A 26,516-nucleotide genomic window follows, 5' to 3' on the forward strand; every position below is an offset into this window, starting at 1 on the left:
AGTTGCTGCCAGCGAACATACCCGGTTCGCGATCGGCGGCGTTCGAACTATCCACAAGAGCCGGCCGCTCTCCCGGGGAACGCACACGGATCAGGCAGGCCCCGCCCGCAACGGCCGCAGCGTTCGGGAACCGGGTCCATCTGCCGAAGGTGCGCTTCACAACGTCACCGGCCCCCACCACGCCGTACTGGGTCACCGCTGTCCGGGTCTGAGCGGTTCACGAGGGCGGCTGCTCGTCCTACCTTGGCGACAGGGGAGGGGAAATCATGAACATCCGTCGCATCACAGCCGCCCTCGGACTCCCGGCGCTCGTGCTGGGACTCGTCGCCACGCCGGCCACAGCGACCACCGCCGCACCGTCGGCGCCAGGTCCGGTCGTCAAGCACTCCAAGATCTTCCCGTCGCTGATCCGGCTCCCGAACGGTTTCCAGCCGGAAGGGATCGCGATCAGCGGCAGTACGGCGTACTTCGGCTCGCTCGTCGACGGTGACGTCTACGCCGCCGGCCTGCGGACCGGCCGCGGAAAGATCATCAGCCAGGGCCCCGGGACCCCGTCGGTCGGTCTGAAGGCCGACAACCACCGGCGCCTGTGGATCGCCGGCGGTCCGAGCGGTACCGCGCGGGTCGTCGACATCCGCACCGGCAAGATCCTCAAGAGCTACACGCTGACCAGGTCGACCTCGACGTTCATCAACGACGTCGTCCTGGGTCACAACAGTGCGTGGTTCACCGACTCGAGCCGCGCGGCCGTCTACCAGGTACCGATCGGACGGCACGGGAAGCTGCTGGACAAGGTCCGGACGATCCCGCTGCGCGGCGACTTCAAGGAGGTTCCGAACGCGTTCAACGCCAACGGCATCACGCTCACGCCGGACGGCCGCGGGCTGATCATCGTGCAGTCGGCCACCGGGTTCCTGTTCCGGGTGAACCCGCGCACCGGCTTCACCACCCGCGTCGACCTCGGCAAGACCGTGATGACCAACGGCGACGGCCTGCTGCTCCTCGGCCGCACGCTGTACGTCGTGCGGAACTCGAATCAGATCGGTGTGCTCAGCCTCAACCGGACCGGTACGAGGGGGCATCTGGTCAAGACGATCAAGGACCGCACCTTCGACGTCCCCACGACCGTGGCGCCGTTCGGGCCGCGGCTCTACCTGCCGAACGCCCGGTTCAACACCGTCACGCCGACTCCGACGACGCCCTATTGGGTCACCGCCGTCCGTCGCTGACGGTCAGCCGGCTGTGCGGAGGTCGCCTCGGGCCGCGGCCTTGAGGCGGCTTCCGCACGACAGGCGCACGGAGTACCCGGCCGGGATGGTCAGCGGCTCACCGGTCTGCGGGTTGCGGCCGGTCCGCGGGGCGCGCAGGACGCGTTCGATGCTGAGCAGTCCGGTGAGTGACACCTTGTCACCCCGCCGGACTGCCTCGGTGACGACGTCACCCAGCGCGTCGATGACCTTCTCGGCCTGGTTCCGCGGGATGTCCGCCTTCTGTGCCACGCCGATGATCAGTTCGTTCCGGTTCACGGCTCTCCTCAGACTCGATTCACGCTTCCGGAGCACCTTAACCGAAATGATTGTCATTAGCGAATGTCAGAGACCGTCCCGGTCGTGCCAGTGGTTCTGCCAGCGGGCGTCGACCGCGTCGTCGGCACGCTGGTACCGGATGTCCGTCGACAGCCGCATCTCGGTGGATACGTTGTCCAGTGCGGCGTGGACCGTATGTGCGGTGTGGACAACCACGTCTCCAGCCGAGTAGTCGGCCACCAGCCAGTTGGCGTCGTACTCCGCCGCCAGGGCGGGCAGGTCCGCAGTAATCGACGCAGCGGGGCGTTTCAGTCGCCCAGCGGCCTCTTCCGCGAGCACGCGGTGATGGCTGCCCTCCAGGTACGTCAGTCCGCCGCGGCTGATCGGGCAGTCGCCGAGCGGGATCCAGGCCGACAGCACCTGGTCGCTGCCGCCCCGCAGGTACACCAGGTCGTAGTGCGCCTGGGTCGCCGTACCGATGCCGTTCTCCCCCGGCGCCGTCTGCCGGATGATCTTCCGCCGGTGCAGAAACGGCTCACCGCCCAGGAACCACTCGAACCAGCCCTTCAGCGCCGGCTGCGCACAGAAGGCGGCGTACTCCGGCCCTGGCACGATCTCCTCGAACAACACCTTCCGGTACGACGCTTTGTCGCCGGCCGCCCCGGTGAGCCCGAAGTAGTACTCGCGGAACTCCAGCACCACCGCGGGATCCAGCAACCCGGTCAGGAACAGGTACCCGTCCCGCTGCAGCCGGGCACGCAGCCGCTCCCGATCGCCACGCTCTTCCGCAGGCACCGCGACCAGTTCGCCCAGCCGATGCTCTTCCAGTACGTATCCGTTCGACGTCAGCACCCCTCCATTGCACCGGCGTGCACCGCCGAGCGGAATGGACACGCGAGACCAGCTTCTTGGACTCTTGCCCTGTGCAGAACTGGTCGATCTACCTGACTCCAGGAGCTGTCGAGCGCCAACTTGGACTCTTCTGCCTCGGCGCCGGCGAGCAGACACACGGCCCGGACGCCGCGCCAGAACGTGCTCTCGGCTGTCATGCGCTCGTCTGGCTCAAAGAAGGACGCGGCCAGCTGCTGCACGGCCCAGACCGTCAGCTGCACGAGGTACGGGCGCCTGCGATGCTCTGGCTGTTCCCCGGCGTCATACACGGCTATCGGCCCGCAACACGCTGGCGCCAGGCGTGGGTGTTGTTCAGCGGCCCCGCGACCGCAGCACTCACGTCACTCGGCCACCTCGACGTAAACCAACCAGTCCGCCGGTACGCCGACCCGCGCGGGGTCGACCGCGCTTTCACGCGCCTGCTCCGCGTCAGCACCCAACACAGCGCAGTACAGCTCACCGGAGCGCTCTACGACGTCATCGGCCAGGCCAGCGCTCCGGCTGGTGGCGGAGTGGCCGCGCAGCTCGCTGAGCTCGCCAGTACGCCGATGAGCGTTCAGGACTACGCCAGTGAGCTTGGTCTCACCGTGAAGGAGCTGCGCGATGCCGTCCGCCGTACCACAGGTTCAACTCCACATGAACTCGTGCTGAGCACCAGACTCAGCAACGCAAAGGTTTTGCTCGCCGAGGAGGACCTCCCGGTGGCAGTGGTCGCGCGGCGGGTCGGGTACGACGATCCGGCCTATTTCAGCCGCCTGTTCGCCGCCAGGGTTGGGATGTCGCCGCTCGCGTTCCGGCGGTCTGGTTCGCTCTCGGGGCGGATTTCCTCCCTTTGAAGGAGGCGCCATCGACTTTCCGACGTGTAAAACCATTCAGTGGGGTGACGTGTTCGGAGGCCGGACACCGATACGGTCATGGCATGAGTGAAACGCAGCCCATCGACCCGCGATACGCGAACCCGTCGCCGCCGCGACGCCCGAAGAAGCGGCGCAACTGGTTCCTCCGGACCGTCGGACTGATCGTCCTGCTGTTGGTCCTCATGCTGATCGCGGTCCCGCTCTACGCGTGGAGCCGGATCGACAAGATCGACGCGATGCCGACCGGGGACCGCCCGGCCGAGACATCCGGGACGACGTACCTGATGGTCGGGTCGGACGCCCGCGAGGACCTCAGCCGCGCCGACCGCGCCCGGCTGCACACCGGCGGCAACGCCGGACCGGCGCGGACCGACTCGATCATGCTGATGCACGTCCCGAAGTCCGGGCCGACCGTCCTGGTCAGCATCCCGCGGGACAGCGCGGTGAACATCCCCGGCACCAGTGGCAAGCAGAAGATCAACGCCGCGTTCAACAAGAGCCCGGCGTTGCTCATCCAGACCATCGAGAACGTCACCGGCCTGCGCATCGACCACTACGTCGAGGTCGGGTTCGGCGGCTTCGCGTCGGTGATCGACAGTATCGGCGGGATCAACATGTGCTTGCCGAAGGCAATGAAGGACCAGCAGGCGCACATCGACCTGCCGGCCGGCTGCCAGGACCTCGACGGCGTCAAGGCGCTGGGCTACGTGCGCTCCCGGCACGCGGACGGCAAGAACGACTTCGGCCGGGTCGAGCGGCAGCGGCAGATGGTCGGCGCGATCGCGAAGAAGGCCAGCTCGCCGGCGACGTTCCTGAACCCGGTCCGCTACTACAACGTGGCGACCAAGGGTGTGGACGCGCTGACCGTCGACAAGGACATGAGCCTGTTCGACTTCATCCGGTTCGCACGCGGCATGCGGGCGATCTCGGGCAGCGGCGGGGTCACGCTGACCGTGCCGATCGCGGACGACAACTACCAGCTCGGCCACGGGCGTGGTGTCGCGGTGAAGTGGGACACCACCAAGGCCAAGGCGCTCTTCGACGCGTTGAAGAACGACAACACCAGCGGCCTGAAGAGCAGTTGATCCACCTGGTCCATGCGGTGGTGAGCCTGGGCATGCTCATCGTCGTACCCCTTGGCCTCACACTGCTCCCGACGCGAACCACCAGCACCCGCTGGTGGTTCGCGTTCGCCGTTCCGGGCGTAGTAGCGCTCTGGCTGCCGCGTGGCTCGGTCTCTGTCGTGCTGGCCTCGATCTACCTCGCCGGCACGGTTGTCCTCATCGCGCTGGCCGCACGGCACTTCTGGCAGCACAGGCGCCTGAGCGCGCAGCAGGTCGCGCTCTACACCGCCCTGGCCACTCCGTCGATCGCAGCGCTCGCACTGGTCGCCGAGAGGTCGTCGTACGAGCTGTTCGGGTTCAACCTGACGGTGCTGTCGCTGACCGTCGCACACTTCCACTTCGCGGGCTTCGCGGCCGCACTGATGGCGTACCTCGCCGCGGACGGGTTGGCGGCCCTGAGCGTGCCGCTGGGTACTGGGATCGTTCTGCTCGGGTTCTTCCTCGGCGACGCGGTGGAGCTCGCAGGAGCCGTCGTACTGACCACAGGTATGTGGCTGGTGGGCTGGAACCTCTGGCGGCGTTCCCGACGCGCAGACCGTAGTACGGCGATCCTGCTGGTGGTGTCGGGTTCTGTGTTGGTGATCACGATGCTGTTGGCGGTCAGCTGGGCACTGGGACACGTGGCCGACACGCCGTACCTGCCGTTGGAGTGGATGGTTGCCACACATGGCGTGGCGAATGCGGTTGGGTTCGGGTTGTGTGGCGTGCTGGCCATGCGGAGGGAGAGAGTTCGTGACGCTCGATGAGTTGGCGGGGCTGGAGTTCACGTACGACGTGGTCGGAGCCACGCGGTACGACGGGACTCCCGATGGCTACCACCGTCTGGAGCACCGGGAACGGATCGGGGACGGGGCCGAGGTGTTCACCCGTGCCGCCGAGGCATTGATGACGTGGCGGATGCACCGGGCCGCGGGCCTACCGGTGACGGCGACGGACACACCGCCACAGGTGGGCACCAACTCGCTGGCGCGGCTCACGCCCGGGATCCTGATCGGCCGGCTCCGGACTCTCGCGCCACTCGGGCGGATCGGCGTACCAGTGCCCTGCCGAGTGGTTTGGACGGTCGACGAGCCGGACCGGGTCGGTTTTGCGTACGGGACGCTCCGAGGGCACCCGGAGGCCGGTGAGGAGTCGTTCGTCGTCTCCCGCGACGCTGACGGCGTTCACGCCACTGTCCGTGCCTACAGCCGCCCCGCCAGCTGGTACACCCGCCTGGCCGGTCCGATGACCCGCACTGCCCAGCGCTACGCGGCCCGCCGCTACACGGCAGCCCTCCGTCGCCTCGCCAACGCATAGCGAAGGCCCCGCAAACTCATACTTTGCGGGGCCGCCACCTTTGTACAGTGCGTAGTAATACCAGCGTTTGAGCGACACGCGAACAATGAGCGACAACCCGGGGTGCAGCGCGGGTCGCCGTACTGCGAGACTGTGGCGGGTGAGTCCTAAGACGTTGTCTGATCTGGTGGCGCCGGACTGGGCCGAGGCGTTGGCCCCGGTCGAGGACACCGTGACGCGGATGGGTGAGTTCCTGCGTGGCGAGATCGCCGCCGGGCGGGCCTATCTGCCGGCCGGCGAGAACGTACTGCGGGCGTTCCAGCGACCACTCGGACAGGTGAAGGTGCTCGTGGTCGGACAGGATCCGTACCCGACCCCCGGACACCCGGTAGGACTCAGCTTCTCGGTGGCACCCGATGTCCGGCCGATCCCGCGGAGCCTCGCGAACATCTACCGCGAGCTGATGGCGGATGTCGACGTACCGGCGCCGTCCAACGGTGACCTCACACCCTGGGCCGACCAGGGCGTACTGATGCTCAACAGGGTGCTGACCGTGCAGCCGGGCAAGTCCGGCGCGCACCGCGGCAAGGGCTGGGAGTCCGTCACCGAACAGGCCATCCGCGCGCTGGTGGACCGCGGCGGCCCGCTGGTGGCGATCCTCTGGGGCCGCGACGCCCAGACCCTCAAGCCGATGCTCGGCAGCACGCCGTACGTCGAGAGCGCGCACCCGAGCCCGATGTCCGCGGACCGCGGCTTCTTCGGCTCCCGCCCGTTCAGCCGGGTCAACGCCCTCCTGGCCGAGCAGGGCGCGGAGCCAGTGGACTGGCGACTCCCCTAACCGCGCCGGCAGTACGACGGCAACGCGCCGGGACCCCCCGTGGTCACGGCGCGTCGTTGTGTCGTGCCAACGATTTGTTCGAATGATCCATTGCAGGATCGTTCAACAATCTCCTATGGTGAGCGGAACATCTCTCCCAGTCACACCGTTCCGTCCCCGGGAGGAACCATGTGGGTTCTGCTCGCAATCGCGGTGGTGGTCGTCGGGTTCGCCCTGCGGATCAACTCGATGCTGGTCGTCACGGCCGCCGGCATCGTGGCCGGCCTGATCGGCGGCCTGTCTCCGGTCCAGATCCTGAACGCGTTCGGCGACGGCTTCGCCGGCAGCCGGTCCGTCACCGTCTTCATCGTCACGCTGCCCGTCATCGGGCTGATCGAGCGCTACGGCCTGCAGCACCAGGCCCGCAAGCTGATCAGCAAGCTCAAGGTGCTCACCACCGGACGCCTGCTGGCCATCTATCTGCTGATCCGGCAGGGCACCGCGGCCCTCGGCCTGACCAGCATCGGCGGTCCCGCGCAGGCGGTCCGCCCTCTCATCCATCCGATGGCCGCCGGCGCCGCGGAACGCCGGTACGGCAAGCTCCCCGACAAGATCCAGGAGAAGATCAAGGGCTTCGCGGCGAGCGCCGACACCGTCGGGTTGTTCTTCGGGGAGGACATCTTCGTCGCGATCGGCTCGATCCTGCTGATCACCGGATTCGTCGACACGACCTACGGCCTGCACCTGGAGGCGATCGACATCGCGCTCTGGGCGATCCCGACCGGCATCTGTGCGCTGCTCATCCACGGCACCCGATTGCTGCTGCTGGATCGCCAGCTCGACAAGCTGGCCGCCGCGGAGAAGGCAGCCGCGAAGGAGGCCGCGCGATGATCAAGGTCGAGTGGTTCTACTGGCTGTGCGGGATCTTCTTCGTGCTGATCGCGCTGCAGGTGCTCAACGACCGCAGCAACCCCAAGCGAGTCGGCAGTGCCGCGTTCTGGGGCATTCTCGGCGCCTCGTTCGGCTACGGCACCTTCGTGGTCGACAAGCGGGCACCGGCCTGGCTGCTGGGTATCGCGGTCATCGGGCTGGCGGTGCTGGCCGGCACCGGCTTCCCGGGCAAGGGCGCGGAGCGTACGACGACGCCCGCCGAGCGCGTGCACCTCGCCGACCGGTTCGGCAACAAGCTGTTCCTGCCGGCGCTGGTGATCCCGGTCGTCGCGGCGGTCTTCGGCGCCTGGCTCGCGAAGATCAAGCTCCGGGACGGCAAGCTGCTGCTCCTGCAGTCCGGCTCCGCGACGATCATCGGACTCGGGGTCGCGTCGATCCTGGCGTTGATCGTCGGCATGGTGCTGCTCCGCCCGAAGTCACCCGCCGTACCGCTGCACGAGGGCCGGCGGTTGCTGGAGCACATCGGGTGGGCGGCGATCCTGCCGCAGATGCTGGCCACGCTCGGCCTGCTGTTCAACACCTCCGGCGTCGGCAAGGCCGTCGGTCGGGTCACCGATCACCTGGTGCCGGAGGGCTCCCTGATCGCCGCGGTCGCCTTGTACTGCATCGGGATGGCGGTCTTCACGGTCATCATGGGCAATGCCTTCGCCGCCTTCCCGGTGATGACAGCCGCCGTCGGCTGGCCGCTGCTGCACGAACAGTTCCACGGCACCCCGGCGATCATCTTCGCGGTCGGCATGCTGGCCGGCTTCTGCGGCACCTTGTGTACGCCGATGGCCGCGAACTTCAACCTGGTCCCAGCGGCCTTGCTGGAGATGAAGGACCAGTACGGACCGATCAAGGCCCAGATCCCGACAGCGGTCCCGCTGCTGGCCTGCAACATCGTGATCATGTACGTCTTCGCGTTCTGAGGAGAGCCATGAAGTACGCAGCCGCCTGGGCGAACATCGCCTGCGAGGTACTCGAGACGCCCTACCCGTACGGCGCCGGCCACGCGTCGTACGGTCCGGACGACGTGGACGTCACTCCGGACCGGCTGCACCCGGCCTTCCACGGGTCGTACGACTGGCACTCCAGCGCGCACATGCAGTGGTCCCTGGTCCGGTTGCTGGCGCTGGCGCCGGACCAGGTCGGCGAGCGTCCGGTCGCAGTACTGGAGCAACGGCTGACGCCCGAGGCCATCGGGGCCGAGGTGGCGTACCTACGCGAGCGGCCGTCGTACGAGCGCCCGTACGGGTGGGCGTGGGCAGCGATGCTGGTGGCAGCCGGCCAGAAGACCGACTGGGCGGACGCGCTCGCTCCGCTCGGTGAGGTCATCGGGGAGCTGGTACTGCGTTGGCTCCCGAAGCAGGCGTACCCCGTGCGGCACGGCGTGCACCTCAACAGTGCGTTCGCACTCGCACTGCTCTTCGAGGCGTACGACGAGCTCGGGCGGGCCGATGTGGTCGACGCGATCAGGACGCGGGCGCTGGAGTGGTTCGGCAACGACACGGCGTACGACACCCGGTTCGAGCCGTCGGGGACGGACTTCCTGTCACCGGCGTTGTCCGAGGCCGAGCTGATGCGACGGGTGTTGCCGGACGGCGAGTTCGCGAGCTGGTTGGCGAAGTTCCTTCCTGGGTTGGGGAAGGACGCTCACCTGCACCTGCTCGACGTACCGATCACCGACAACTCCGGTGATGGACAGCTGGCGCACCTGTCCGGTCTGGCGCTCAGCAGGGCGTGGCAGTTGCGGACGATCGCACCGGCCGTGCCGGACGTGGCCGCAGTGCTACGGGCCGGTGCGGATCGTCAGGTCAACGCAGTACTGCCAACTGTCACAGGTGGCGACTTCATGTCGACGCACTGGCTGGTGTCGTTCGCCCTCCTGGCAGATCAGGCCTAGCCGTACCCGCCGCACGACCTGCCGAGCACCGCTCTTCCTCCCACAGCCGATTGACAGCTGCCGAAGTCCGCCGTACGGTCTCGCGTTAATAGGAAACTTTCCTAACAGTTGACCTGATCAGCGCGGCGAGTACCCGCGGGCGGCGAAGGGAGGCAGGGTTGACCCATGGCAACGACTCCCGGAACGCCGCGCCTGCTGCGCGCGATGAACGACCGCGCCGCCCTGGACCTGCTGCTCAGCCAGGGCCCGCTCTCCCGTACGACGCTGGGCAACCTGACCGGGCTGTCCAAGCCGACCGCGTCGCAGTTGCTGGCCCGTCTGGAGGCGGCCGGCCTGGTCCGCCCCAGCGGCACCTCGGCCGGGCGGCCGGGACCGAACGCGCAGCTGTACGAGATCAACGGCGGCATCGCGTACGTCGCCGGCCTGGACGTCACGCCGACGCGGATCCGGGCCGCGGTCGCGGACCTGACCGGCAACGTGGTCGGCCGGTACGAGCTGGCCACGCCGGGTCGCAGCGCGAGGGGCACGGTCGACCGGGTGGTGAAGGCGGTCGAGGGTGCCGCGGGCGAGGCGGGTCTGGACCGCGAGCGGCTGCACCGCGTCTCGATCGGTACGCCGGGTGGTTTCGACCCGACGACCGGCCGGCTGCGGTACGCGACGCACCTGCCCGGCTGGCACGCGCCGCACCTGCTCGAGGAGCTGGCCGCGGCGATCGCCGTACCGCTCGAGGTCGAGAACGACGTGAACCTGGCCGCGATCGCCGAACAGCGGGTCGGTCATGCGCAGCAGCACGAGAACTTCGTGCTGCTCTGGGGCGAGGAAGGCATCGGCGCCGCGATCGTGATCAACGGCCGTCTGCACCGCGGCGCGACCGGCGGCGCCGGCGAGGTCGCGTTCCTGCCGCTGCCCGGTACGCCGCTGGTCCGCAACGTCGGCCGCAACAACGCCGGTGGCTTCCAGGAGCTCGCCGGTGGCGAACCGGTCCTCGAGCTCGCCCGTGAGCACGGCCTGAAGGCCCGTACGCCGGAAGCCGCGATCGCTGTCGCGCTACAGACCGAGGGTGCGGGTGACGCCGTACTGAACGAGTTCGCGCATCGTCTCGCGGTCGGTCTGGCGGCGATCGTCGCCGTCGTCGACCCCGAGCTGATCGTGCTCGCCGGTGGCGTCATCACCGCGGGTGGCGAACGTCTGCGCGGCCTGGTCCAGGACGAGCTCGCCGATCTCGCCGTACCGCGGCCGCAGTTGCTGATGACCGCGATCAGCACCGACCCCGTGCTCTCCGGAGCACTCCAGTCTGCCCTCAGCACCACCCGCGACGAGGTCTTCGACACCGCGGGACCACCCATCACCTAGTAGGAGAACGGATGCGAAGCTCCGGCAGTTCCTGCTGACGATCCCGAAGGACTACGTGGACGCAGCCAAGGTGGACGGCTGCGGTGAGTCCAAGACGCTCCTTCGCATCGCCACCACACCAACTGGAACCTCACCATGGCGGCCACCCTGCTGGTGATGGCTCCGGTGATCATCGTGTTCTTCTTCGCGCAAAAAGCCTTCATCGAAGGCGTCACACTGACAGGGGTCAAAGGATGAAGCTGACGGTTGTTGGTGGTGGGTCCACCTATACGCCTGAGCTCGTCGACGGGTTCGCGCGGTTGCGGGACACGTTGCCGGTGTCGGAGCTGGTGCTGGTGGATCCGGCGGCCGATCGGCTGGAGCTGGTCGGCGGGCTGGCTCGGCGGATCTTCGCGAAACAAGGGCATGCGGGCCGCGTCGTCACCACGTCCGACCTGGACGCGGGTATCGACGGTGCGGACGCCGTACTGCTGCAACTGCGCGTCGGTGGGCAGGCCGCGCGCAACGAGGACGAGACGTGGCCGCTGGAGTGCGGTTGTGTCGGGCAGGAGACGACCGGCGCCGGCGGGCTCGCGAAGGCACTGCGGACCGTCCCGGTGGTGCTGGACATCGCCGAGCGCGTACGGCGTACCAATCCGGACGCGTGGATCATCGACTTCACCAACCCGGTGGGGATCGTCACGCGGGCGCTGCTGTCGCACGGTCACAAGGCAGTCGGCCTGTGCAACGTGGCGATCGGGTTCCAGCGCCGGTTCGCCGGGATGCTCGGGGTCACACCGGAAGAGGTGTCGCTCGACCACGTGGGGCTGAACCACCTCACCTGGGAGCGTGCGGTGCGGGTCAACGGCGAGGACGTGCTGCCCGAACTGCTGTCCGAGCACCTGGACGACGTCGCGAACGACCTGATCCTCCCGGCGGAGCTGGTACGCGAGCTGGGCGTCGTACCGTCGTACTACCTGCGCTACTACTACGCACACGACGCGGTGGTGCAGGAACTGCTCACCAAGCCCTCTCGGGCCGCTGAGGTCGCCGCACTCGAGAAGGAACTGCTGGACATGTACGCCGACCCGCAGCTCGACGAGAAGCCCGCACTGCTCGAGAAGCGCGGCGGGGCGTACTACTCGGAAGCGGCCGTCGCACTCGCCTCCTCTCTCCTCAACAACACCGGCGACGTCCAGGTCGTCAACACCCTCAACAACGGCACGTTCCCCTTCCTCGCCGACGACGCCGTCATCGAGGTACCTGCCACGGTCGGCGCCGAAGGAGCCACGCCGGAGCCCGTGGCCCCGCTGGAGCCGTTGTACGCCGGACTGGTCGCGCATGTGACCGCCTACGAGGACCTCGCGCTGGAGGCTGCTGTGAAGGGAGGTGCCGACCGCGTGTTCAAGGCACTGCTCGCGCATCCCTTGGTCGGGCAGATCTCCGTGGCACAAGAGCTGACAGACAAGCTGCTCGCGCACAACAAGGCGTACCTGCAGTGGGCGCGCTAGTCCCGGGCGGAGTCCTCGCCTTCGACGCCGGCAACAGCAAGACCGACGTCGCACTGGTCGCCGCGGACGGCACAGTCCTCGGTACGGCGCGGGGTGGTGGTTTCGAGCCGCAGAAGATCGGACCGGACGCCGCAGTGGCCGGGCTGCTGCCGTTGGTCGACGCAGCGGCCGCAGCGGCCGGTTTGCGCGTTGGCGGCGTACCGCTCGTGCAGCAGATCTCCGCGTGCCTGGCGAACGCTGACCTGCCGATCGAGGTCGAACAGCTCACTGCTGTGTTCGAACGGCACGGGTGGGCGGAGTCGGTGTACGTCACCAACGACACGTTCGCGCTGCTGCGATCCGGAGTGGACGAACCGCGTGGTGTGGCAGTGGTGTGCGGCGCCGGGATCAACTGCTCCGGCATGCTGCCAGACGGCCGTACTGCGCGATTCCCTGCGCTGGGGAAGCTCACTGGCGACTGGGGTGGTGGGGCGCAACTGGCCGAGGAGGCGTTCTGGTCGGCGTCGCGGGCGGATGACGGACGTGGTCCCGCGACCGCTTTGCTGGCCGCACTGCCTGCGCACTTCGGGATGGCGTCGTTGACCGCGCTGATCGAGGCCTTTCATTTCGGGGAGTTGCCGGCCGATCGGCAGTTGGAGGCCGCCCCTGTGCTGCTACAAGTCGCGGCGGCCGGCGATACCGTTGCCCTGGGCATCATTCAGCAGCAGGCCGAGGAGATCGTCGCGATGGCGGTCAGTGCGCTGCGACGACTTGAGCTGCTCGGTGAGCCCGTCACGGTTGTTCTCGGCGGTGGCGTGCTGACTGCAGGTCACTCGGTCCTGCTGGATCGCGTCACGCGGTTGCTCGCGGACGTCGCACCGAAGGCGGTTCCGCGAGTGGTCGACGTACCGCCGGTGGTCGGGGCGGCGTTGCTCGGCCTGGATCGCACGGCCGCCGGGACGGGGGCGCAGACCCGGCTACGTGCCGCGTTCCTTCCACCACCGGCTGCCTAGTGTGTTGCAGGCGTGTCTCAGTGAGTCGCTGTCCGCGAACTCCTGAGCGCGATGTGGCGTCGCACAAGGAGGACCACATCCACTCGGGAGGTCGATGATGATTCGAAGGATCATGGGTCTTGGCGCGACGACGGCACTCGCGGTGACCCCGCTGGCCGTCGCAGCCACGCCGGCCGATGCCGGCACCAGCGCGGCGGCGAACTGCAGCCGGTTGGCATCTGCGACGACCATTTCCGCGGCGGCGTACGCCGACCGCTTGGTGCGGGCCTGGGGTAGCGGCGACACCGCGACCGCGAACTGCTATGCCTCGACGGCCACCGCGCGCACACTCAACGGACAGGCGACGCCAGGCGGTATCCACTGGCGGCGCGTCTCCACCGAGGGCGCCGCGGGCACGATCTACGTCACGTACCACGACGACGCGCGCGGCGGGAATCTGACGATCGGCGTACAGAACGTCGGTCTGCGCGCGGCGGACGGCTGGCACGCGGCGTACACGGCGAAGTTCAGCGGCGAGCCGCAGGCATGGAACGCGGTGCAGTGGTCGGACAACCTGGTCCGGGCCTGGGGCCGTGGAGACACGAAGTGGACGGCGTACTACGCGACGCCGGCCGCTGCCCAGGCGCTGCGCAAGGTTGCCGCCACCGGCGGCTCGCACTGGACACGGACCGGCGCGGAGGGCGCGGCCGGTACGACGTACGTGACGTACCGGAACGACATCACCCGGCACACGCTGGTGATCGGTGTGTCGAACGTTGGGCTGTCCCAGGGCGACGCGCACGCGGCGTACACGGTGCGGTATCACTGAGTAGTTTGAGCTGAAACCTGTTTAGGTGTAATCATGATTACATGAGTACGCAGACCGAGCAGGAGAAGGTGCGGGGCTGGCTGACCGGGCGGTTGCCGGGCGACTGGTTCGAGGGTGAGACCGAGCTGTCGATCGATCGGGACGAGATCCTGATCGTCGGCCGGATCCCCGCACCCGTGCAGGACAAGGACGTGAGCGCCGCCGAGCGCTCCGCCGCCGAGGACGGCCGGATCAAGCAGTTCCGCGAGGACACCCGCGACCGCCGCATCGAGATCGCCCGCGAACTCGAGCACGCCACCCGCCGGAAGGTCGCGTGGGGTGTGCGCTGCGGCGAGACCAGGACCGTCTTCACCTCGCTGTCCGCGCCGGTGATGACCCGGCTCCGGCAGCCCGAGCGCCAGGTACTCGACACCCTCGTCGACGCCGGCGTGGCACGCTCCCGCAGCGACGCCCTGGGCTGGTGCGTCAAGCTGGTCGCCCAGCACAGCGAAAGCTGGCTCTCCGATCTCCGCGCCGCGGTGACGAAGGTAGAAGACGTCCGCCGCGCCGGCCCGGACGCCAGCTGACCGTCACCGTTTGAGGCGCCGACCCCTGAACCGCTCGAGGGCGGGTGCGAACCCGAACCGTTTGAGGGGCCGACCCCCGACCCGAGGGGATGCGGACCCGAAATACGAGGGGCCACCCCTCCGTTTGAGGGGCCGGCCCCTCAAACGGTGGTGGTAGCTCAGCGGGGCCTGAGACAGGCGACGGGCGGCAAACCCGATCCGGATTGCCGCCCGCCTGAGGAGAACTTCTGCTGGTGCGGGACCATCACCTCCAGGTGACTACTGACCGCCTTGCCAGTTGCCGTTGGGCGGAGTTCCGTTGGACCAGTTGCCGGAGCTGTGCGCGGCCGGGTGCTGCTCGGGCTGCGCCGGCGGCGCCGTGGGCTGGGCGGGCGGCTGGTAGCCGTCGCCGTAGCTGCCCTGGTAGTTGCCCTGGTACTCACCCTGCGTCGGGTACGCCGCCGTACCGTTGGAACCCGTCGTGTTCGGGTCGGCGGCCGGCTTGTTCATGTTCTCGCGGGAGAACAGGTTGGTCAGCGCCCGGCCGGCCATCTCCCGGCCCCCGAGGCCGAAAGCGAGACCGAGAGCCAGCGCGGCACCCGCGAGCACGATCAGGAGCGTGTTGCCGGTCAGCTGAACGGCGACGCCGAGCTGCGTGAGCGCTGCGAACGCGGCGTACACCAGGATCGCGTACCGGCCGACCTTGGCCAGGGTTTCGTTGCCGGTGGCACCCCGGATGATCGCGGCGAGGAAGTTCGCGAACAGCGCGGCCAGACAGACGATCACGATCGCGGCGAAGATCCGCGGGATGTACCCGAGCATGTCGCTCATGAAGTTCGAGATCTCCGGTACGCCGAGCGCGGAGGCGAACATCGTGAAGCTGATCAGGAACACGAACCAGAACACGACCTTGCCCAGCATCGCCGACGCGGTCAGCCCCGTGCCCGACCGTTGCAGCACGCCCGAGACGCCGGCTCTGTCCATCCATTGGTCGAAGCCGACCCGGCCGAGCAACTTGCCGACGAGTTTGCCGAGCACCTTGGCGACGAAGTAGCCGACTACCAGGATGACCAGACCGCCGAGCAGGTTCGGGATGAACGACAGCAATTTGCTGAAGGCATCTTCGAACGGCCCGGTGAAGTCGATCGCTAATGCGGACATCGGGATTTCCTTCCGAACTGGCCCGCATCCGCTGTCGCGCAGCACTGCACACACGACCCCGGCACGGGCGGATGCAGTGGTGTCCAGTATGACTCGTACCCCTCGATGCCCGAGGCAAACAGCACCCTTCGGCGGGGCGACCAACGAAAGGTGTTTGCATAAGGCAATCACCATCGCGGTACGTCGCCCCTTACCCTGCCGACTGAACCGCTTCAGCCGTTTGCGATCCTGACTCCATGAACGATGTCCTGATCCGCCGGGCCACCGCCGCCGACGTCGCCGTGATCGTCGCGATGATCGCCGACGACCAGCTCGGCGCGACCCGCGAGTCGATCGACGACCTGGCGCCGTACCTGGCGGCGTTCGAGCAGATCGACGCCGACCCGAACCAGGTGCTGGTGGTTGCTGAACGCAACCATGAGGTGATCGGCACGCTGCAGCTCACGATCATCCCCGGCCTGTCCCGCCGCGGCTCCACCCGCGGCCTGATCGAGGCCGTCCGCGTCGCCGCCTCCGCCCGCGGCGCCGGCCTCGGCAGCACCCTCGTCCAATGGGCCGTCGACGAGTCCCGCACCCGCGGCTGCACCCTCGTCCAACTGACCTCCGACAAGTCCCGCACCGAAGCCCACCGCTTCTACACCCGCCTGGGCTTCGCCAACACCCACGAAGGCTTCAAACTCAAACTCAACTGACTCTCGCGGCGGGGGCGGTGAAGGTGTTGCAGGTGGCGGGGGTGGTGGAGGTGAAGGCCTTGGTTGACCAGTAGGCGTGGTTCTTGCGGGAGCCGTGGTCTCGGACGGTGCTGTATTCGTCGCCGACGTGCTGGACGATGTAGCGCCACATCTGCAGGCGCAGGCCGGAGAGACGGAAGAGCTTCTTGTTCGAGCCCAGGAAGGCCGCGCCGAAGCAGCTCGCCTGCAGTTCCTTGCGCCGCTGGACTTCGAGTTGGCCGGTCTTGCTCTTGCCGCGCATCAGCTCGCCGTACAGCGTGAGGATCCCGACCGACTGCTGGACGTGGTGCCCGTACTCGTGCGCGATGACCTCCTCGAAGTAGGTCTGCCGCATCGTCGGGTCCTTGACCTCGAGGAAGTTGTCCCACTCGAAGCAGATCTTCCCGCTCACGCCCGAGTAGTAGTAGAACGCGTCGGTGTTCTTCGGCGCGTTCGCGCAGTCCGGCGTCGCCTTCGGGGTGCGCAGGCTGTAGGCGAACACCTCGGGCGGGAACAGGTACGCGTCGGCCTTCTGCACCATCGGCCCCCACGCTTTGTCCATGCACGCGATCAGGACCCGCGCGTACGCCGTCATCCCGGCCTTCGACCGGAGATTCGCGCGCGGCAGCGAACACCGCACCACGGGGACCTTACCCACGCCGTACAACTTGTTGCTGAGGACGCCGCCAGTCAGATCGATCGAGATCGGCGCGGACGGCTTGGCCGCAGTCGGCTTCGGCGTCGGCGAAGCCGTCGGTGTCGGCGTCGCGGACGGCGTCCGCGCCCCGATCGGCTGCAGCCGAGCCATCGTCTCGGCCTGCCCACAACCAGTCAGAGCGAGTACGACGACACTCGCGAGCGCCAGCGCGCGGCGCATCAACTGACCTTCGCCGGCGCCGCGGTGAACGTGTTGCACACCTTCGGGTCGGCGGAGTTGAACGCCGGCTCGGCCCAGAGCCAGTGGTTCTTGCGGGACCCGTGGTCGCGGATCTTCTTGTCGTTGTACTCGTCGCCGCTGTGCTGGGTCTCCCACTGCCAGACCTCCAGCTTGCGGCCGCTCAGCCCGAGGGATTTCTTGTTCGCGCCCAGGAAGGCAGCGCCCAGACAGCTGGCCTGGAGCTCCTTGCGGCGGGTCCACTCGAGTTCCTCGACCTTGTTCTTCGCCCAGCCTTCACGCGACCAGGCGGCGGTGAGGATCTCGGTCATCTCCTGCACGTGGTGGCCGTACTCGTGCGCCATCGTGTCCATCATCCACACCCGGGCCGCGATCGGATCGTCCTTGTAGAACTTCAGGTCGCTCTTCCAGCTGATGTTGATGCTCTCCTCGCTCCCGCAGTAGTACGCGACGTCCTCCTCGCCGGTGCAGCCGGTCGTCGACGTGTTCTGGCTGGACTGCAGCACCACCTTCGGCGAGCGGAAGGTGTAGCCGGCGCGCTTGATCACCGGGGCCCAGGCTTTGTCGAGGCAGGGCAGCAGAGCCTTGTAGTACCGGAGGATCGCGGACTGCGAGTTCGGTTTGATCGCCGGCTCGCGGCAGCTGACCGCCGCGACCGCACCCGCCTTGTAGAGCGTGTTCTGCCGGAGCCGAACCACGTCCGGCACCGTGGTGGCGGTGACCGTGACGGTCGGGTCCGGAGGCGTCGGGAGCGGGGCCACGGACTTCTTGACCGATGGCTGCGCGAGGGGGTTGTCGACGCGTTCGCCGTACGAGTTCACGAGTTTGAAGCCGGCGACCGTGGCGCCGGTGAGCATCACCAGGACGAGGGCCGACAGAGCGGCGACGACCTTGCGGGAGTGGTGGCGCGGCGGCTTCACCGGTGGTGGTTCGGACGAGAACTGGGGCGCGGAGCGCGACGGGTTCGCGTGCCAGCCGGTGGGGCGCGGGCCGCCGACGCGACGGGTGCCTGCGAGCGGCTTCGCCGGGGCGGTGGTGAGCGGCGCGACCGGCGGGCCGCTGTACTCGCTCGTCGTACCGGGGTCGGTCGGCAGCGGGCGCGCCTTGCGGCGGACCGGGGTCTCGTCGACCGCGATCGATCGAGCCCTGCTCAGAGCGCCGAGCCGCCCGCCGGTCAGCGTCAGCGGCTGGGAGCCGGCCTGCGGCTCGCCGGTCCCGTCGGGCAGGAAATGCCCGGGCTTCGGCGTGCCCTCCTCGGTGTCAGGCATCGATCGTTCCCGTCTCGCTCAGCTGACCTTGGCGGATGGTGCGACGAAAGTGTTGCAGGCGCCCGGGTTGGTTGTCGCGAAGCCCTGGTTCATCCACAGCGTGAGGCTCTTGCCCGAACCGTGATCGCGGACCTTGTCCTTGCTGAACTCGTCGCCGCGACGCTGGATCAGGCCGTTCCACTGCCGCAGCAGTTCACCGCGCAGCGGGAAGCTCGACCGGGCCGCGCCGAAGAACACCGCACCGAAGCAGTACGCCTGCAGCGCCGCGCGCCGCTCCTGTTCGAGCTTGCCGGCCTGGTTCGCCGCGGTGTCGCTGAGGTTGTCGGACGCTTCGGCCATCCCGGTCAGGTTCTGCACGTGGACGCCGTACACGAAGCCGAAGGACTGCGCCATCTCCGCGCGGACCTCGGCCTTGCGCTTCGGGTACTCCTCGACGACGGTCTGCCAGGGCATCGTGGCGCTGCCGCCCTGGTCGTCCTGGCAGTACATCGCGAGATCCTTCTGGACGCCGCAGGCGGTCTCCTCGCCCTCGTCGAAGACGATCAGCCGCGGCGACCGGAACTCGAACCCGGCCTTGGTGACGATCGGTTCCCAGGCCTTGTCCAGGCACGCGGTCAGCGCCTCGTAGTACGAGCGCACGTTCTCCTTGGACGTCGGCCGGAACGCGGGCTCCGCGCACTTCACCGCCGGCATCTTCCCCGCCGTGTAGAGCGCGTTCTTGCCGACGATGTCCGCGTCCGGCGTGCCCTTGCCGACGGGTTCGTTCGTGGTCGGGCCGTCGCTCGGCCGCAACGACGGCGTACCCATCGGGTTCGTGACGAAGTCGTCGTACGACGAGAGCATCTTGACCGCGAACGTGACGCCGCCACCGACCAGCAGCAGGGCCGCGACGACCATCATCGCGATCAGTGGTTTGGAGCGCTTCTTCGGGTCGAACGGGATCGGCTCCGGATGGAACACCTTCCGGTACGCCTCGGCCGCGGCGTCGTCGGCGGGTGGCGGTCCGAGCCGGCTCCCGGACAACGTCGTACGGCGGGACTCGATCCGCGTGCCGGTTAGTTGCGGCTGCACGGGCGCCGCGTCACCACCCAGCCGCGGCGTCGGTGCCGCCAACGGTGCGGCACGGTCCGCGGGGGCCGGTGGGGTGCCCGTCGTCTCCTGCTCGCCCTCGCCACCCGGCAGGAAGTGGCCAGGCTTGGGTGCCGGCTTGTCCGCCATGACTTCCCCGCTTCTCGTCCCCAGTACCGGTCGGTCGCCGGTCCCACCCGATGCATCAAGAACGGCCGGAACACCCCCAGCGCCGGCCGACGGCTGATATTACGGCCTGGACCGCCACTCCGAGAACCGGATTGCAGCTATTGACATCGTTTCGCGACCACCTGCCGCCGATGGGCACGGAACGCATCCGGACGACTACCGCGATCCCTGCCAGTCTGAACAAATGAGCCACATCGACCCCCGCGAAGCATTGGCATTGTGGGACGACTTCCCGATCGACCGCCGCCCCCGGCCGATCGTCCTGATGAGCTTCAGCCGCGGCCCCGGCGGTGCGCCGACGCTCGAGGACCGGGCATCGGTACTGCGGCATGCGCCGGTCGAGTCGGACGTGGACCTGCCGCCCGGACTGCTCGAAGCACTGCAGCCGGACCCGAAACCGCACTGGCACGTGGATCCCGTCCGGGTCCGGTCGGTACGGCGGGTACACCCGGAGTTCCGCACCGATCGCGGGTACCGGCCGCTTCCGGCGTACCGCGTCGAGTTCGTGGGACCGCAGTTCCCGCCGGGGAAGGCGCCGAACCCGAAGGCGGAAGGGATCGGGTACCCGCCGATGCACGTGCTCGATGCGAGCATCGATCTGTGGTGGCCGAGCGGCTTGGACTCGGACTATCGCGGTGGGCTGAGTGGACTGCCTCCGGCCGTGCTGACGGACCGCGGGCGGACGGTGCGATGGATGGTGCACGGATCGCCGCCGGAGTACACCGACATGTGGGTGGAGGCCGTGCACGAGTCGCGAACCGCGGTGGTGCTCGTACTCGGCAGCAGTCACCGTCCGGGCGTCACCGCGATTCCGTTGGTGGGGTACGGGCGGGTGGTCGTCGCCACGCTGGCCGAACCGTTGGCAGATCGAGTGCTGCTGCAGGCCGATGGCATCCCGATCGAGGTGGTTCCCGGCTAATCTGAGCCGGTGGTCGAGCTGAAGCATGCGGGCTATCCGCGGTCCAACTCCTACGACGCCGAGTGGCTGCTGGCGGGCGACATGGGTCCGAACCCGTTGTGGTTGCTCGAGGATCTCGCCCGCGACCTTGACCTGCGACCGGGTCTGCGGGTGCTCGACCTGGGCTCGGGCAAGGGCGCCACCTCGGCCTTCCTGGCGAAGGAGTACGGCGTCCAGGTGTGGGCCGCCGATCTGTGGGTCGACCCGACGGAGGCGGCCGCCCATATCGGCAGGACCGATGTCGTGACCGTGAAGGCCGAGGCGCACACGCTGCCGTTCGCCAAAGAGTTCTTCGACGCGATCGTCTGCATCGACGCGTACGAGTACTTCGGCACCGCCGACAACTACCTGGCCTATCTCACGGCCTTCCTCAAGCCCGGCGGCCAACTCGGCGTCGCGACGCCGGCAATGACCCGGGAGATCCGCGAGCTGGGGTACATCCCGGAACACATCAAGAAGCTCGTCGGCTGGGAGGCGCTCGCCTGGCACACCGCCGACTGGTGGCGGTTCCAGTGGGAGATCACCGAACTGGTCGACGTCACCGCGGCCCGCCTGCAGCCCGACGGCTGGGCCGACTGGGTCGCCTGGTCCCGTGCGGTCTCGGAGTACCGCGGTGAACGCGACGGCGCACTCGACATGCTGGAAGCCGACCAGGGTGAATACCTGAGCTTCGCAATCCTCGCGGCCCGGAAGCGCTGACTGCCTGGCATGCTGGGGGCATGAGCTGGGCTGTTTATGCGATGCGCGGACCAGGAGGCGTACGGCGCCTCGACGATCTACCTGTCGACTACGAGCCACCGGCCGTCGGCCTGGTGAGCGATGTGGTGGCCACCGTTCGGGAGGTCGTACCGGACGTGGACACGAGCAAACCGTCCTGGCTCGCGCTGCGAAGTCCGGACTACGACGTCGAGATGACCATCGGCAAGGGTGTCGAGGTCCGCGACATCACCTTCTACCTGAACGACGGCCCGCGGTCGATCCCGATCGTGATGGAGATCAGCCGCCGGCTCGGCGTGACGCCGTACGACACCGAGTCCGGCGACTTCCTCACCGAGGAGTCCAAGCCGCCGGTCCCGCCGCCGATGACGGCCGACGAGATCAAGATGAACAAGCCGAAGTGGTGGAAGTTCGGGCGTAAGTAAATCCGGGCGCGGTTGCCCCGGCTGTCGGCACGTCCTACGATCAGGGCGGTCGTACAGAACGATTGCCCTGGAGGGGTCCGATGCCGCCGACCGCCGGCCATGGGCAGGAGGTCCGCCGGCGGCTGCTGGTCGCGGCTGCCGAGCTGATCCCCGAGCGCGGATGGTCCGCGGTGAGCACCCGGATCCTGGCCGACCGCGCCGGTGTCACGGCGAGCGTCGTGCATTACCACTTCTCGTCCGTGCAGGACGTGCTGACCGAGTCCGCCATCACCGCGATGCGCCAGGTGCTCGCGACGACCGGCGAACTGTTCATCAGCGCGACGACCCCGGCCGCCGCGATCGACGCGATGCTTGCCTCCGTCGAGGAGTACGACGGGACCGATCCGACCTCGCTGCTCTTCACCGAGACCTACCTGGCCGCGACCCGCGACGAACGCCTCCGCGCCGAGATCGCCGCCCTGGTGGGCGACTTCCGCGCCCGGGTGGCCAACTGGCTCGCGATCCACCAGGTCGCCGAGCCGGCCGCGACCGCCGCCGTCCTCGCGGCGGCCCTCGACGGCCTGCTCCTGCACCGGAGCCTGAGGCCGGAATCCCCCGCCCTGACGACAGTTCTCCGAAGGTTGGTGAGTTGATGCACGCGATCGTCTCCGGCGGAGCGACAGCCGGCCTCGCGCTCGCGAACCAAGCGGTTTCGCCGGATCCGTCCGCTGCGGTGTCGTCGATGCTAAGCCCGAGTCCGCGCACTCGGTACACGTCGAGGTGCCAGAACTGCAGCTCGACAGGAGGTCTCCGTCAACAGGTAGTGCACCTGAGCGTGCCGGAGGCCGCGCGTACGCCGTCTCGCGGGCGCACTACCTGTCGAGCTGCCGGGCGCCTCAGTCCAGCAGGGTGAGGTTGGCCGGCCCCAGGTGGATGGTGCCTGAGGTCAGGGGCGTCGAGCGGATGCCGCCGTGGCCCCGCAGGGCTTTCATCGCGCCGGGAGCGAGCACCTCGTTCATCCAGGCGCACGGATTGGCGGGGCGGTTGGCCTGGAAGGTGATCGGGCCGGTGCCCGAGTCGAGGGTGAAGCGGCGGCCTTCGACTTGGGTGCCGTCCGCGGTGCGATGGGCGGCGAGTTCGTCGATGGGGAAGCCGCGGAGGGTGATGTTGCGCCGAGTCAGGTGCGGGTCGAGCGGCCCGGGCAGGCCGAGGGCGCGGACCACCTCGTCCAGCGAGGCCGCGTCGATGAAGGTCACGGCGGCGTTCTTGTGGACGGCCTGCCCGTAGTACCGGTCGCCGACGATGCCGAGGCCGGCGCGGATCTCCACCGAGGTCCGCTCGACCGGCTCGGGGTCGGGACGCGGGCCGTCCTGCGGGCGTCCCTCGAAGGCATGCTGCCGGGAAACGACGAGCGCGACGATCTCGATCTGCATGTCAGCCCCAGGTGAGTGGATCGAGGAGACGGAAGAACCGCAGCCGGCGCGGGTCCGGATCGGGTACGCCGTACGCCTCGAGGAACGGTGCCGGGTCCGCGGACCACTCGTCGTGGAGCTGGATCGTGGTGAGCGCGAGGTCGGCGTACCGGTCGGCGACGCCGAGCCGGCCGAGGTCGATCAGGCCCGTGACCTCGAGAGTGCTCGGGTCGAAGAACACGTTCGGCAGGCAGGCGTCCCCGTGGCAGACGACCGGCTCCAGGACGCTCTCGACGTACGGTCGCTCCGCGATCACCTGGTCGAGCAGCTCGGACGGCTGCAACCGCCGCCACTCGTCAGTGAGGAAGTCGGGGTTCACCGCGCCCCGCCGTACGACGTCGGTCGCGGTCGCGATCACGTCGTCCAGAGAACGCTCGAACGGGCAGCCGGTGAGGTCATGCAGCTCGCGAAGGACGACTCCCAGGCTCCGCATCGCCTGATGATGTGACGCCGGCGGGAGCGCGTCACCAGGCACACCGCGCACCGCCGAAGTGAGCAGACAAGCACCTGACGGCGACTCGGTCCAGTCCAGGACAGTCGCTCCCGGCAACTCGGTGCCGGCGAGCCAGCTGATCCGATCGCGCTCCGCGGCGAGCTCCTGTACGCCGGACAGGTCGCAGCACTTGGCGAAGACGTCTCCTCGGCGGTAGACAGACGTGTCGGACTCACCGACGTCGATGAGTGTCCAGTCGTCAGACGGTGGCGCGTGCAACACGTTCCCTTGTGTGATTGAGGATCCCGGTCACCGGTCGTCCGGTCACCAGCTTGCCATCAGCAACGAAACCTTCCTCGCGACCGGCCAGGTCCTGGATCAGCCGCTCCCGCCAGAAGTCCCGCAGCTCAGGTTTCGAGTCGACCAGATTGTGCAGCTCGCCCGGATCCGCCACGAGGTCGAACAACTGCTCCACCCCGAGCGCGGAACCCCAGACATACTTCGTCTTTCCGTCCGTCACCCACTGCACCGACTGCTCGAAGATCACGTGCTCCCCATGCAACCACTCCCGCACCGGCACGGACGAGCCACGCAGGAACGGCGCCAGCGAGCACCCGTCCACCGTCGACGGGATCGGTACGGCGGCCAGATCGAGCAACGTCGGCATCACGTCCCGCAACTCGACGACCTGGTCCACGACACCACCGCGCGTCGCATCGGACGCCGACGCCCGGTCCGCGACGATGAACGGCACCCGAGCGGACCCTTCGTACGGCAATGCCTTCCGGAACATCCGGTGGTCGCCCATCATCTCGCCATGGTCGGAGGTGAACGCGATGATCGTGTCGTCGTACACGCCGAAGTCGACCAGCGCCTCACGGATCCGGTTGATCTGCAGGTCGATCTGCGCCATCAACCCGTAGTACCCGGCCCGCGCCCGGTGCACCACGTGATCCGGCAGGTCCCCGATCAGCGCCTGGTAGTCGCCGTCCCGCCGGAACTCGTCCCAGTCGCTCTCCCAGTCCCCCAACTGACGCTGGTACGGCGGGAGCGCGTTGTACCGGTCGTACGCCCACGCCGGCGGGTCGTACGGCGGATGCGGCCGATGGAAAGACAGGTACAGAAAGAACGGCTTCGTCGGATCCCGCCGGTACAGCCAGTCGATCGTCTGCGTGCCGACCCAGTGCGTCGGGTGGAGATCCTCGGCCTTGTCCCACGGGCGTGCGACGACCGAGTTGCAGTTCACGCCGTGGTCGAAGTACTCCGCGTCCGGCGACATCCCGGGCTGCCTACGCAACCAGGGCACGTAGTCGTCGAAGAACCCGAACTGCTGCCGATGCGCCCGCCGCGAGTGATGCAGATAGCCGTCATGCAGGATCACGTCGTCGAACCCGAGCCGCGCCCGCTCCGGCCACACGTGCATCTTCCCGATCGCCTGTGTGTGATACCCCGCCTTGCGGAACTCCCCTTGCACCGTCACCGGGTGTGCGGCGTCGAACGGTACGCCGTCGACGTACCCGACCCGCCCGTGCCGTTCCTGCGACTGCCCGGTGAACAACGCGACCCGGGCCGGCACACACGTCGGAGTCGCGGAGTACCCGCTGCTGAACCGCACCCCCGCCCGCGCCAACTCGTCCAGATGCGGCGTCTCGACGTACGGATGCCCGGCGCACGACAGCGCGTCGCCCCGCCACTCGTCGACGCAGATCAGGACCACATTGGGTGCACTCAAGAAGACTCCCGGACGATGAGTTGCCAGGGGAAGTCGAACACCTCACCAGGCGCGCCTTCGCGCTCGGTGAGCCGTCCGACGATGATGTTCGCCAACGCATCGTTGAAACCGACCGGACCGACGGTGGACAGCGACGGGTCCAGGGTCTCGCCCTCGGGCGTGTTCCCGACCCCGACGATCGCCAGGTCCCGCGGTACGTCGATCCGCAGCCGGTGCGCCGCCCGGACAGCGGCGATCGCGGCGAAGTCGGTGGTGCAGTAGAGCGCGGTCGGCCGCTCGGGCCTGGACAGCAACGCCATCGCGGCGCGGTAGGCGCCCTCCGGGTGCTGTTCGAAGACCTCGATGTCATCGCTGCGGATCGGCTGGCCGGCCGCGCGCAATGTGTTCACGTAGGCGTCGAAACGCGCGAACCCGGTGGTCCGCGAGGTGAGGGCGCCGACGCGGTCGTGGCGCTCGAGCAGGTGCTCGACCGCGAGATGGCAGCGCGGCTCGGCCCCGGACCGGATCACGTCGAATCCGCGCGGCTCGAGCGTCTCGCTGAACGCCACGATCTGCACGCCCTGCGCCGCGAACGTCTCCAGCTCCGCGACCTGCCCCGGGTCCGAGGTGACGCTGTCGATGAAGATCACGTCCGGTGTCCGGTTGGCCAGCACCGTCCGCCAGTCGCCGTCCGCCACGATCAGGGCGGTCTTGCCGAGCGGGCTCACCGCCGTACTGACGGTCGCCGCGACCGCCTGCGACCACGGGTCGGCGAGCACGCTCAGCGAGAGCAGGACCAGGTCGGACTTGCCGGTCCGGATCGCGCGGGCCGCGTCGTTCCGCCGGTAGCCGAGGCGGGACGCGGCCTCGCGGACCCGGTCCGCGGTCGAGTCCTTGATCGTGTGGCTGCGATGCCGTCCGGACAGCACGTACGACACGGTCGCGACCGAGACGCCTGCCTCCTTCGCCACCATCCGCAGCGTCGGCCGCTCGGCCAAAGGTGAGGACATATGCCG

At 68.4% G+C, this 26,516-nt stretch carries 29 protein-coding genes; 19 read left to right on the forward strand and 10 right to left on the reverse strand.

The window, feature by feature from the left end; all coding sequences use genetic code 11:
* Positions 1-266: 266 nt before the first annotated feature.
* The gene (locus ACFYRH_RS35390) at positions 267-1,229 is read left to right on the forward strand and encodes a superoxide dismutase (RefSeq protein ID WP_387784322.1); all 963 of its coding nucleotides are present in this window, start codon (positions 267-269) and stop codon (positions 1,227-1,229) included.
* A 3-nt stretch (positions 1,230-1,232) separates the two neighbouring features.
* On the opposite strand, the gene ACFYRH_RS35395 is transcribed toward ACFYRH_RS35390, so the two are convergent.
* Complete coding sequence (locus ACFYRH_RS35395; protein ID WP_387784324.1) at positions 1,233-1,526, reverse strand: HU family DNA-binding protein; 294 nt, start codon at positions 1,524-1,526, stop codon at positions 1,233-1,235.
* A 66-nt stretch (positions 1,527-1,592) separates the two neighbouring features.
* Positions 1,593-2,378: a phytanoyl-CoA dioxygenase family protein gene (locus tag ACFYRH_RS35400; protein WP_387784326.1), complete on the reverse strand. Its 786-nt coding sequence runs from the start codon at positions 2,376-2,378 to the stop codon at positions 1,593-1,595.
* A gap of 71 nt (positions 2,379-2,449) precedes the next feature.
* Between ACFYRH_RS35400 and ACFYRH_RS35405 the strand changes: the two genes are divergently transcribed.
* The 13 genes from ACFYRH_RS35405 (at position 2,450) to ACFYRH_RS35465 (ending at position 14,535) form a co-directional block, all read left to right on the forward strand.
* Complete coding sequence (locus ACFYRH_RS35405) at positions 2,450-3,253, forward strand: helix-turn-helix domain-containing protein (protein WP_387784328.1); 804 nt, start codon at positions 2,450-2,452, stop codon at positions 3,251-3,253.
* 83 nt (positions 3,254-3,336) lie between these two features.
* Complete coding sequence (locus tag ACFYRH_RS35410; RefSeq protein WP_387784329.1) at positions 3,337-4,359, forward strand: LCP family protein; 1,023 nt, start codon at positions 3,337-3,339, stop codon at positions 4,357-4,359.
* A complete protein-coding gene (locus ACFYRH_RS35415) occupies positions 4,356-5,144 on the forward strand; it encodes a YndJ family protein (protein WP_387784331.1) in 789 nt (262 codons plus the stop codon). The genes ACFYRH_RS35410 and ACFYRH_RS35415 overlap by 4 nt, the downstream gene beginning before the upstream one ends.
* A complete protein-coding gene (locus ACFYRH_RS35420) occupies positions 5,131-5,694 on the forward strand; it encodes a DUF1990 family protein (RefSeq protein ID WP_387784333.1) in 564 nt (187 codons plus the stop codon). The genes ACFYRH_RS35415 and ACFYRH_RS35420 overlap by 14 nt, the downstream gene beginning before the upstream one ends.
* A 139-nt stretch (positions 5,695-5,833) precedes the next feature.
* Positions 5,834-6,511 carry a uracil-DNA glycosylase gene (locus ACFYRH_RS35425; protein WP_387784335.1) on the forward strand — a complete coding sequence of 226 codons (678 nt, stop codon included), beginning with the start codon at positions 5,834-5,836 and terminating at the stop codon, positions 6,509-6,511.
* A gap of 168 nt (positions 6,512-6,679) precedes the next feature.
* A complete protein-coding gene (locus ACFYRH_RS35430; protein WP_387784337.1) occupies positions 6,680-7,381 on the forward strand; it encodes a DUF969 domain-containing protein in 702 nt (233 codons plus the stop codon).
* The gene (locus tag ACFYRH_RS35435; RefSeq protein WP_387784339.1) at positions 7,378-8,352 is read left to right on the forward strand and encodes a DUF979 domain-containing protein; all 975 of its coding nucleotides are present in this window, start codon (positions 7,378-7,380) and stop codon (positions 8,350-8,352) included. The genes ACFYRH_RS35430 and ACFYRH_RS35435 overlap by 4 nt, the downstream gene beginning before the upstream one ends.
* An 8-nt stretch (positions 8,353-8,360) precedes the next feature.
* Complete coding sequence (locus ACFYRH_RS35440; protein WP_387784341.1) at positions 8,361-9,326, forward strand: DUF2891 domain-containing protein; 966 nt, start codon at positions 8,361-8,363, stop codon at positions 9,324-9,326.
* Positions 9,327-9,491: 165 nt separating this feature from the next.
* A complete protein-coding gene (locus ACFYRH_RS35445; protein ID WP_387784343.1) occupies positions 9,492-10,679 on the forward strand; it encodes an ROK family protein in 1,188 nt (395 codons plus the stop codon).
* Positions 10,680-10,912: 233 nt separating this feature from the next.
* Positions 10,913-12,169 (forward strand): 6-phospho-beta-glucosidase, encoded by a 1,257-nt coding sequence (locus tag ACFYRH_RS35450; protein ID WP_387784344.1) that lies wholly within the window; start codon positions 10,913-10,915, stop codon positions 12,167-12,169.
* On the forward strand, positions 12,157-13,161 hold the full coding sequence (locus tag ACFYRH_RS35455) for an N-acetylglucosamine kinase (RefSeq protein ID WP_387784346.1): 1,005 nt from the start codon (positions 12,157-12,159) through the stop codon (positions 13,159-13,161). The genes ACFYRH_RS35450 and ACFYRH_RS35455 overlap by 13 nt, the downstream gene beginning before the upstream one ends.
* Positions 13,162-13,255: 94 nt before the next feature.
* Positions 13,256-13,969: a hypothetical protein gene (locus tag ACFYRH_RS35460; protein WP_387784347.1), complete on the forward strand. Its 714-nt coding sequence runs from the start codon at positions 13,256-13,258 to the stop codon at positions 13,967-13,969.
* Positions 13,970-14,010: 41 nt separating this feature from the next.
* A complete protein-coding gene (locus ACFYRH_RS35465; RefSeq protein ID WP_387784349.1) occupies positions 14,011-14,535 on the forward strand; it encodes a hypothetical protein in 525 nt (174 codons plus the stop codon).
* Between the two features lie 258 nt (positions 14,536-14,793).
* Here ACFYRH_RS35465 and ACFYRH_RS35470 read toward each other — a convergent pair whose 3' ends face one another.
* Complete coding sequence (locus ACFYRH_RS35470; RefSeq protein WP_387784350.1) at positions 14,794-15,675, reverse strand: hypothetical protein; 882 nt, start codon at positions 15,673-15,675, stop codon at positions 14,794-14,796.
* Between the two features lie 236 nt (positions 15,676-15,911).
* On the opposite strand from ACFYRH_RS35470, the gene ACFYRH_RS35475 reads away from it, so the two are divergent.
* Positions 15,912-16,367, forward strand: a complete 456-nt coding sequence (locus ACFYRH_RS35475; RefSeq protein ID WP_387784351.1) for a GNAT family N-acetyltransferase — start codon at positions 15,912-15,914, stop codon at positions 16,365-16,367.
* Here ACFYRH_RS35475 and ACFYRH_RS35480 read toward each other — a convergent pair.
* From ACFYRH_RS35480 to ACFYRH_RS35490, 3 genes are read right to left on the reverse strand one after another with little or no spacing between them, the layout of a single operon-like run.
* Positions 16,360-17,262 carry a neutral zinc metallopeptidase gene (locus ACFYRH_RS35480; protein ID WP_387784352.1) on the reverse strand — a complete coding sequence of 301 codons (903 nt, stop codon included), beginning with the start codon at positions 17,260-17,262 and terminating at the stop codon, positions 16,360-16,362. The two genes, ACFYRH_RS35475 and ACFYRH_RS35480, sit on opposite strands and share 8 nt — an antisense overlap.
* Positions 17,262-18,548, reverse strand: a complete 1,287-nt coding sequence (locus ACFYRH_RS35485; RefSeq protein WP_387784354.1) for a neutral zinc metallopeptidase — start codon at positions 18,546-18,548, stop codon at positions 17,262-17,264. The genes ACFYRH_RS35480 and ACFYRH_RS35485 overlap by 1 nt, the downstream gene beginning before the upstream one ends.
* An 18-nt stretch (positions 18,549-18,566) precedes the next feature.
* Entirely contained in the window at positions 18,567-19,766 is a 1,200-nt protein-coding gene (locus tag ACFYRH_RS35490) for a neutral zinc metallopeptidase (protein ID WP_387784356.1), read from the reverse strand.
* Positions 19,767-19,989: 223 nt separating this feature from the next.
* On the opposite strand from ACFYRH_RS35490, the gene ACFYRH_RS35495 reads away from it, so the two are divergent.
* From ACFYRH_RS35495 to ACFYRH_RS35510, 4 genes are all read left to right on the forward strand, one after another.
* Positions 19,990-20,724: a hypothetical protein gene (locus ACFYRH_RS35495; RefSeq protein ID WP_387784357.1), complete on the forward strand. Its 735-nt coding sequence runs from the start codon at positions 19,990-19,992 to the stop codon at positions 20,722-20,724.
* A 9-nt stretch (positions 20,725-20,733) separates the two neighbouring features.
* Entirely contained in the window at positions 20,734-21,462 is a 729-nt protein-coding gene (locus ACFYRH_RS35500; RefSeq protein WP_387784358.1) for an SAM-dependent methyltransferase, read from the forward strand.
* 20 nt (positions 21,463-21,482) lie between these two features.
* Entirely contained in the window at positions 21,483-21,905 is a 423-nt protein-coding gene (locus ACFYRH_RS35505) for a hypothetical protein (RefSeq protein ID WP_387784360.1), read from the forward strand.
* Positions 21,906-21,985: 80 nt separating this feature from the next.
* A complete protein-coding gene (locus tag ACFYRH_RS35510; protein ID WP_387784361.1) occupies positions 21,986-22,537 on the forward strand; it encodes a TetR/AcrR family transcriptional regulator in 552 nt (183 codons plus the stop codon).
* A 243-nt stretch (positions 22,538-22,780) separates the two neighbouring features.
* Here ACFYRH_RS35510 and ACFYRH_RS35515 read toward each other — a convergent pair whose 3' ends face one another.
* Genes ACFYRH_RS35515 through ACFYRH_RS35530 form a run of 4 tightly spaced genes read right to left on the reverse strand, consistent with a single transcriptional unit; the run spans position 22,781 to position 26,510 of the window.
* Positions 22,781-23,317, reverse strand: a complete 537-nt coding sequence (locus ACFYRH_RS35515) for an MOSC domain-containing protein (protein ID WP_387784362.1) — start codon at positions 23,315-23,317, stop codon at positions 22,781-22,783.
* Position 23,318: 1 nt separating this feature from the next.
* Positions 23,319-24,071 (reverse strand): phosphotransferase, encoded by a 753-nt coding sequence (locus ACFYRH_RS35520; RefSeq protein WP_387784364.1) that lies wholly within the window; start codon positions 24,069-24,071, stop codon positions 23,319-23,321.
* Entirely contained in the window at positions 24,049-25,521 is a 1,473-nt protein-coding gene (locus tag ACFYRH_RS35525) for an arylsulfatase (protein ID WP_387784366.1), read from the reverse strand. Before ACFYRH_RS35525 ends, ACFYRH_RS35520 begins: the two co-directional genes overlap by 23 nt.
* Positions 25,518-26,510, reverse strand: a complete 993-nt coding sequence (locus ACFYRH_RS35530; protein WP_387784367.1) for a LacI family DNA-binding transcriptional regulator — start codon at positions 26,508-26,510, stop codon at positions 25,518-25,520. Before ACFYRH_RS35530 ends, ACFYRH_RS35525 begins: the two co-directional genes overlap by 4 nt.
* Between the last annotated feature and the right edge of the window lie 6 nt (positions 26,511-26,516).

The sequence above is a fragment of the Kribbella sp. NPDC004875 genome (assembly GCF_042873375.1).
Classification (GTDB): Bacteria; Actinomycetota; Actinomycetes; order Propionibacteriales; family Kribbellaceae; genus Kribbella.

What these genes read in the sequence shown, in the direction of transcription:
- ACFYRH_RS35470 (WP_387784350.1), bottom strand. Translation starts at nt 15,675, where the DNA reads ATGTCCGCATTAGCGATCGACTTCACCGGGCCGTTCGAAGATGCCTTC.
- ACFYRH_RS35485 (WP_387784354.1), bottom strand. Translation starts at nt 18,548, where the DNA reads ATGCCTGACACCGAGGAGGGCACGCCGAAGCCCGGGCATTTCCTGCCC.
- ACFYRH_RS35510 (WP_387784361.1), top strand. Translation starts at nt 21,986, where the DNA reads ATGCCGCCGACCGCCGGCCATGGGCAGGAGGTCCGCCGGCGGCTGCTG.
- ACFYRH_RS35465 (WP_387784349.1), top strand. Translation starts at nt 14,011, where the DNA reads ATGAGTACGCAGACCGAGCAGGAGAAGGTGCGGGGCTGGCTGACCGGG.
- ACFYRH_RS35530 (WP_387784367.1), bottom strand. Translation starts at nt 26,510, where the DNA reads ATGTCCTCACCTTTGGCCGAGCGGCCGACGCTGCGGATGGTGGCGAAG.
- ACFYRH_RS35490 (WP_387784356.1), bottom strand. Translation starts at nt 19,766, where the DNA reads ATGGCGGACAAGCCGGCACCCAAGCCTGGCCACTTCCTGCCGGGTGGC.
- ACFYRH_RS35480 (WP_387784352.1), bottom strand. Translation starts at nt 17,262, where the DNA reads ATGCGCCGCGCGCTGGCGCTCGCGAGTGTCGTCGTACTCGCTCTGACT.
- ACFYRH_RS35390 (WP_387784322.1), top strand. Translation starts at nt 267, where the DNA reads ATGAACATCCGTCGCATCACAGCCGCCCTCGGACTCCCGGCGCTCGTG.
- ACFYRH_RS35460 (WP_387784347.1), top strand. Translation starts at nt 13,256, where the DNA reads ATGATGATTCGAAGGATCATGGGTCTTGGCGCGACGACGGCACTCGCG.
- ACFYRH_RS35445 (WP_387784343.1), top strand. Translation starts at nt 9,492, where the DNA reads ATGGCAACGACTCCCGGAACGCCGCGCCTGCTGCGCGCGATGAACGAC.
- ACFYRH_RS35450 (WP_387784344.1), top strand. Translation starts at nt 10,913, where the DNA reads ATGAAGCTGACGGTTGTTGGTGGTGGGTCCACCTATACGCCTGAGCTC.
- ACFYRH_RS35515 (WP_387784362.1), bottom strand. Translation starts at nt 23,317, where the DNA reads ATGCAGATCGAGATCGTCGCGCTCGTCGTTTCCCGGCAGCATGCCTTC.
- ACFYRH_RS35435 (WP_387784339.1), top strand. Translation starts at nt 7,378, where the DNA reads ATGATCAAGGTCGAGTGGTTCTACTGGCTGTGCGGGATCTTCTTCGTG.
- ACFYRH_RS35430 (WP_387784337.1), top strand. Translation starts at nt 6,680, where the DNA reads ATGTGGGTTCTGCTCGCAATCGCGGTGGTGGTCGTCGGGTTCGCCCTG.
- ACFYRH_RS35410 (WP_387784329.1), top strand. Translation starts at nt 3,337, where the DNA reads ATGAGTGAAACGCAGCCCATCGACCCGCGATACGCGAACCCGTCGCCG.
- ACFYRH_RS35440 (WP_387784341.1), top strand. Translation starts at nt 8,361, where the DNA reads ATGAAGTACGCAGCCGCCTGGGCGAACATCGCCTGCGAGGTACTCGAG.
- ACFYRH_RS35505 (WP_387784360.1), top strand. Translation starts at nt 21,483, where the DNA reads ATGAGCTGGGCTGTTTATGCGATGCGCGGACCAGGAGGCGTACGGCGC.
- ACFYRH_RS35475 (WP_387784351.1), top strand. Translation starts at nt 15,912, where the DNA reads ATGAACGATGTCCTGATCCGCCGGGCCACCGCCGCCGACGTCGCCGTG.
- ACFYRH_RS35495 (WP_387784357.1), top strand. Translation starts at nt 19,990, where the DNA reads ATGAGCCACATCGACCCCCGCGAAGCATTGGCATTGTGGGACGACTTC.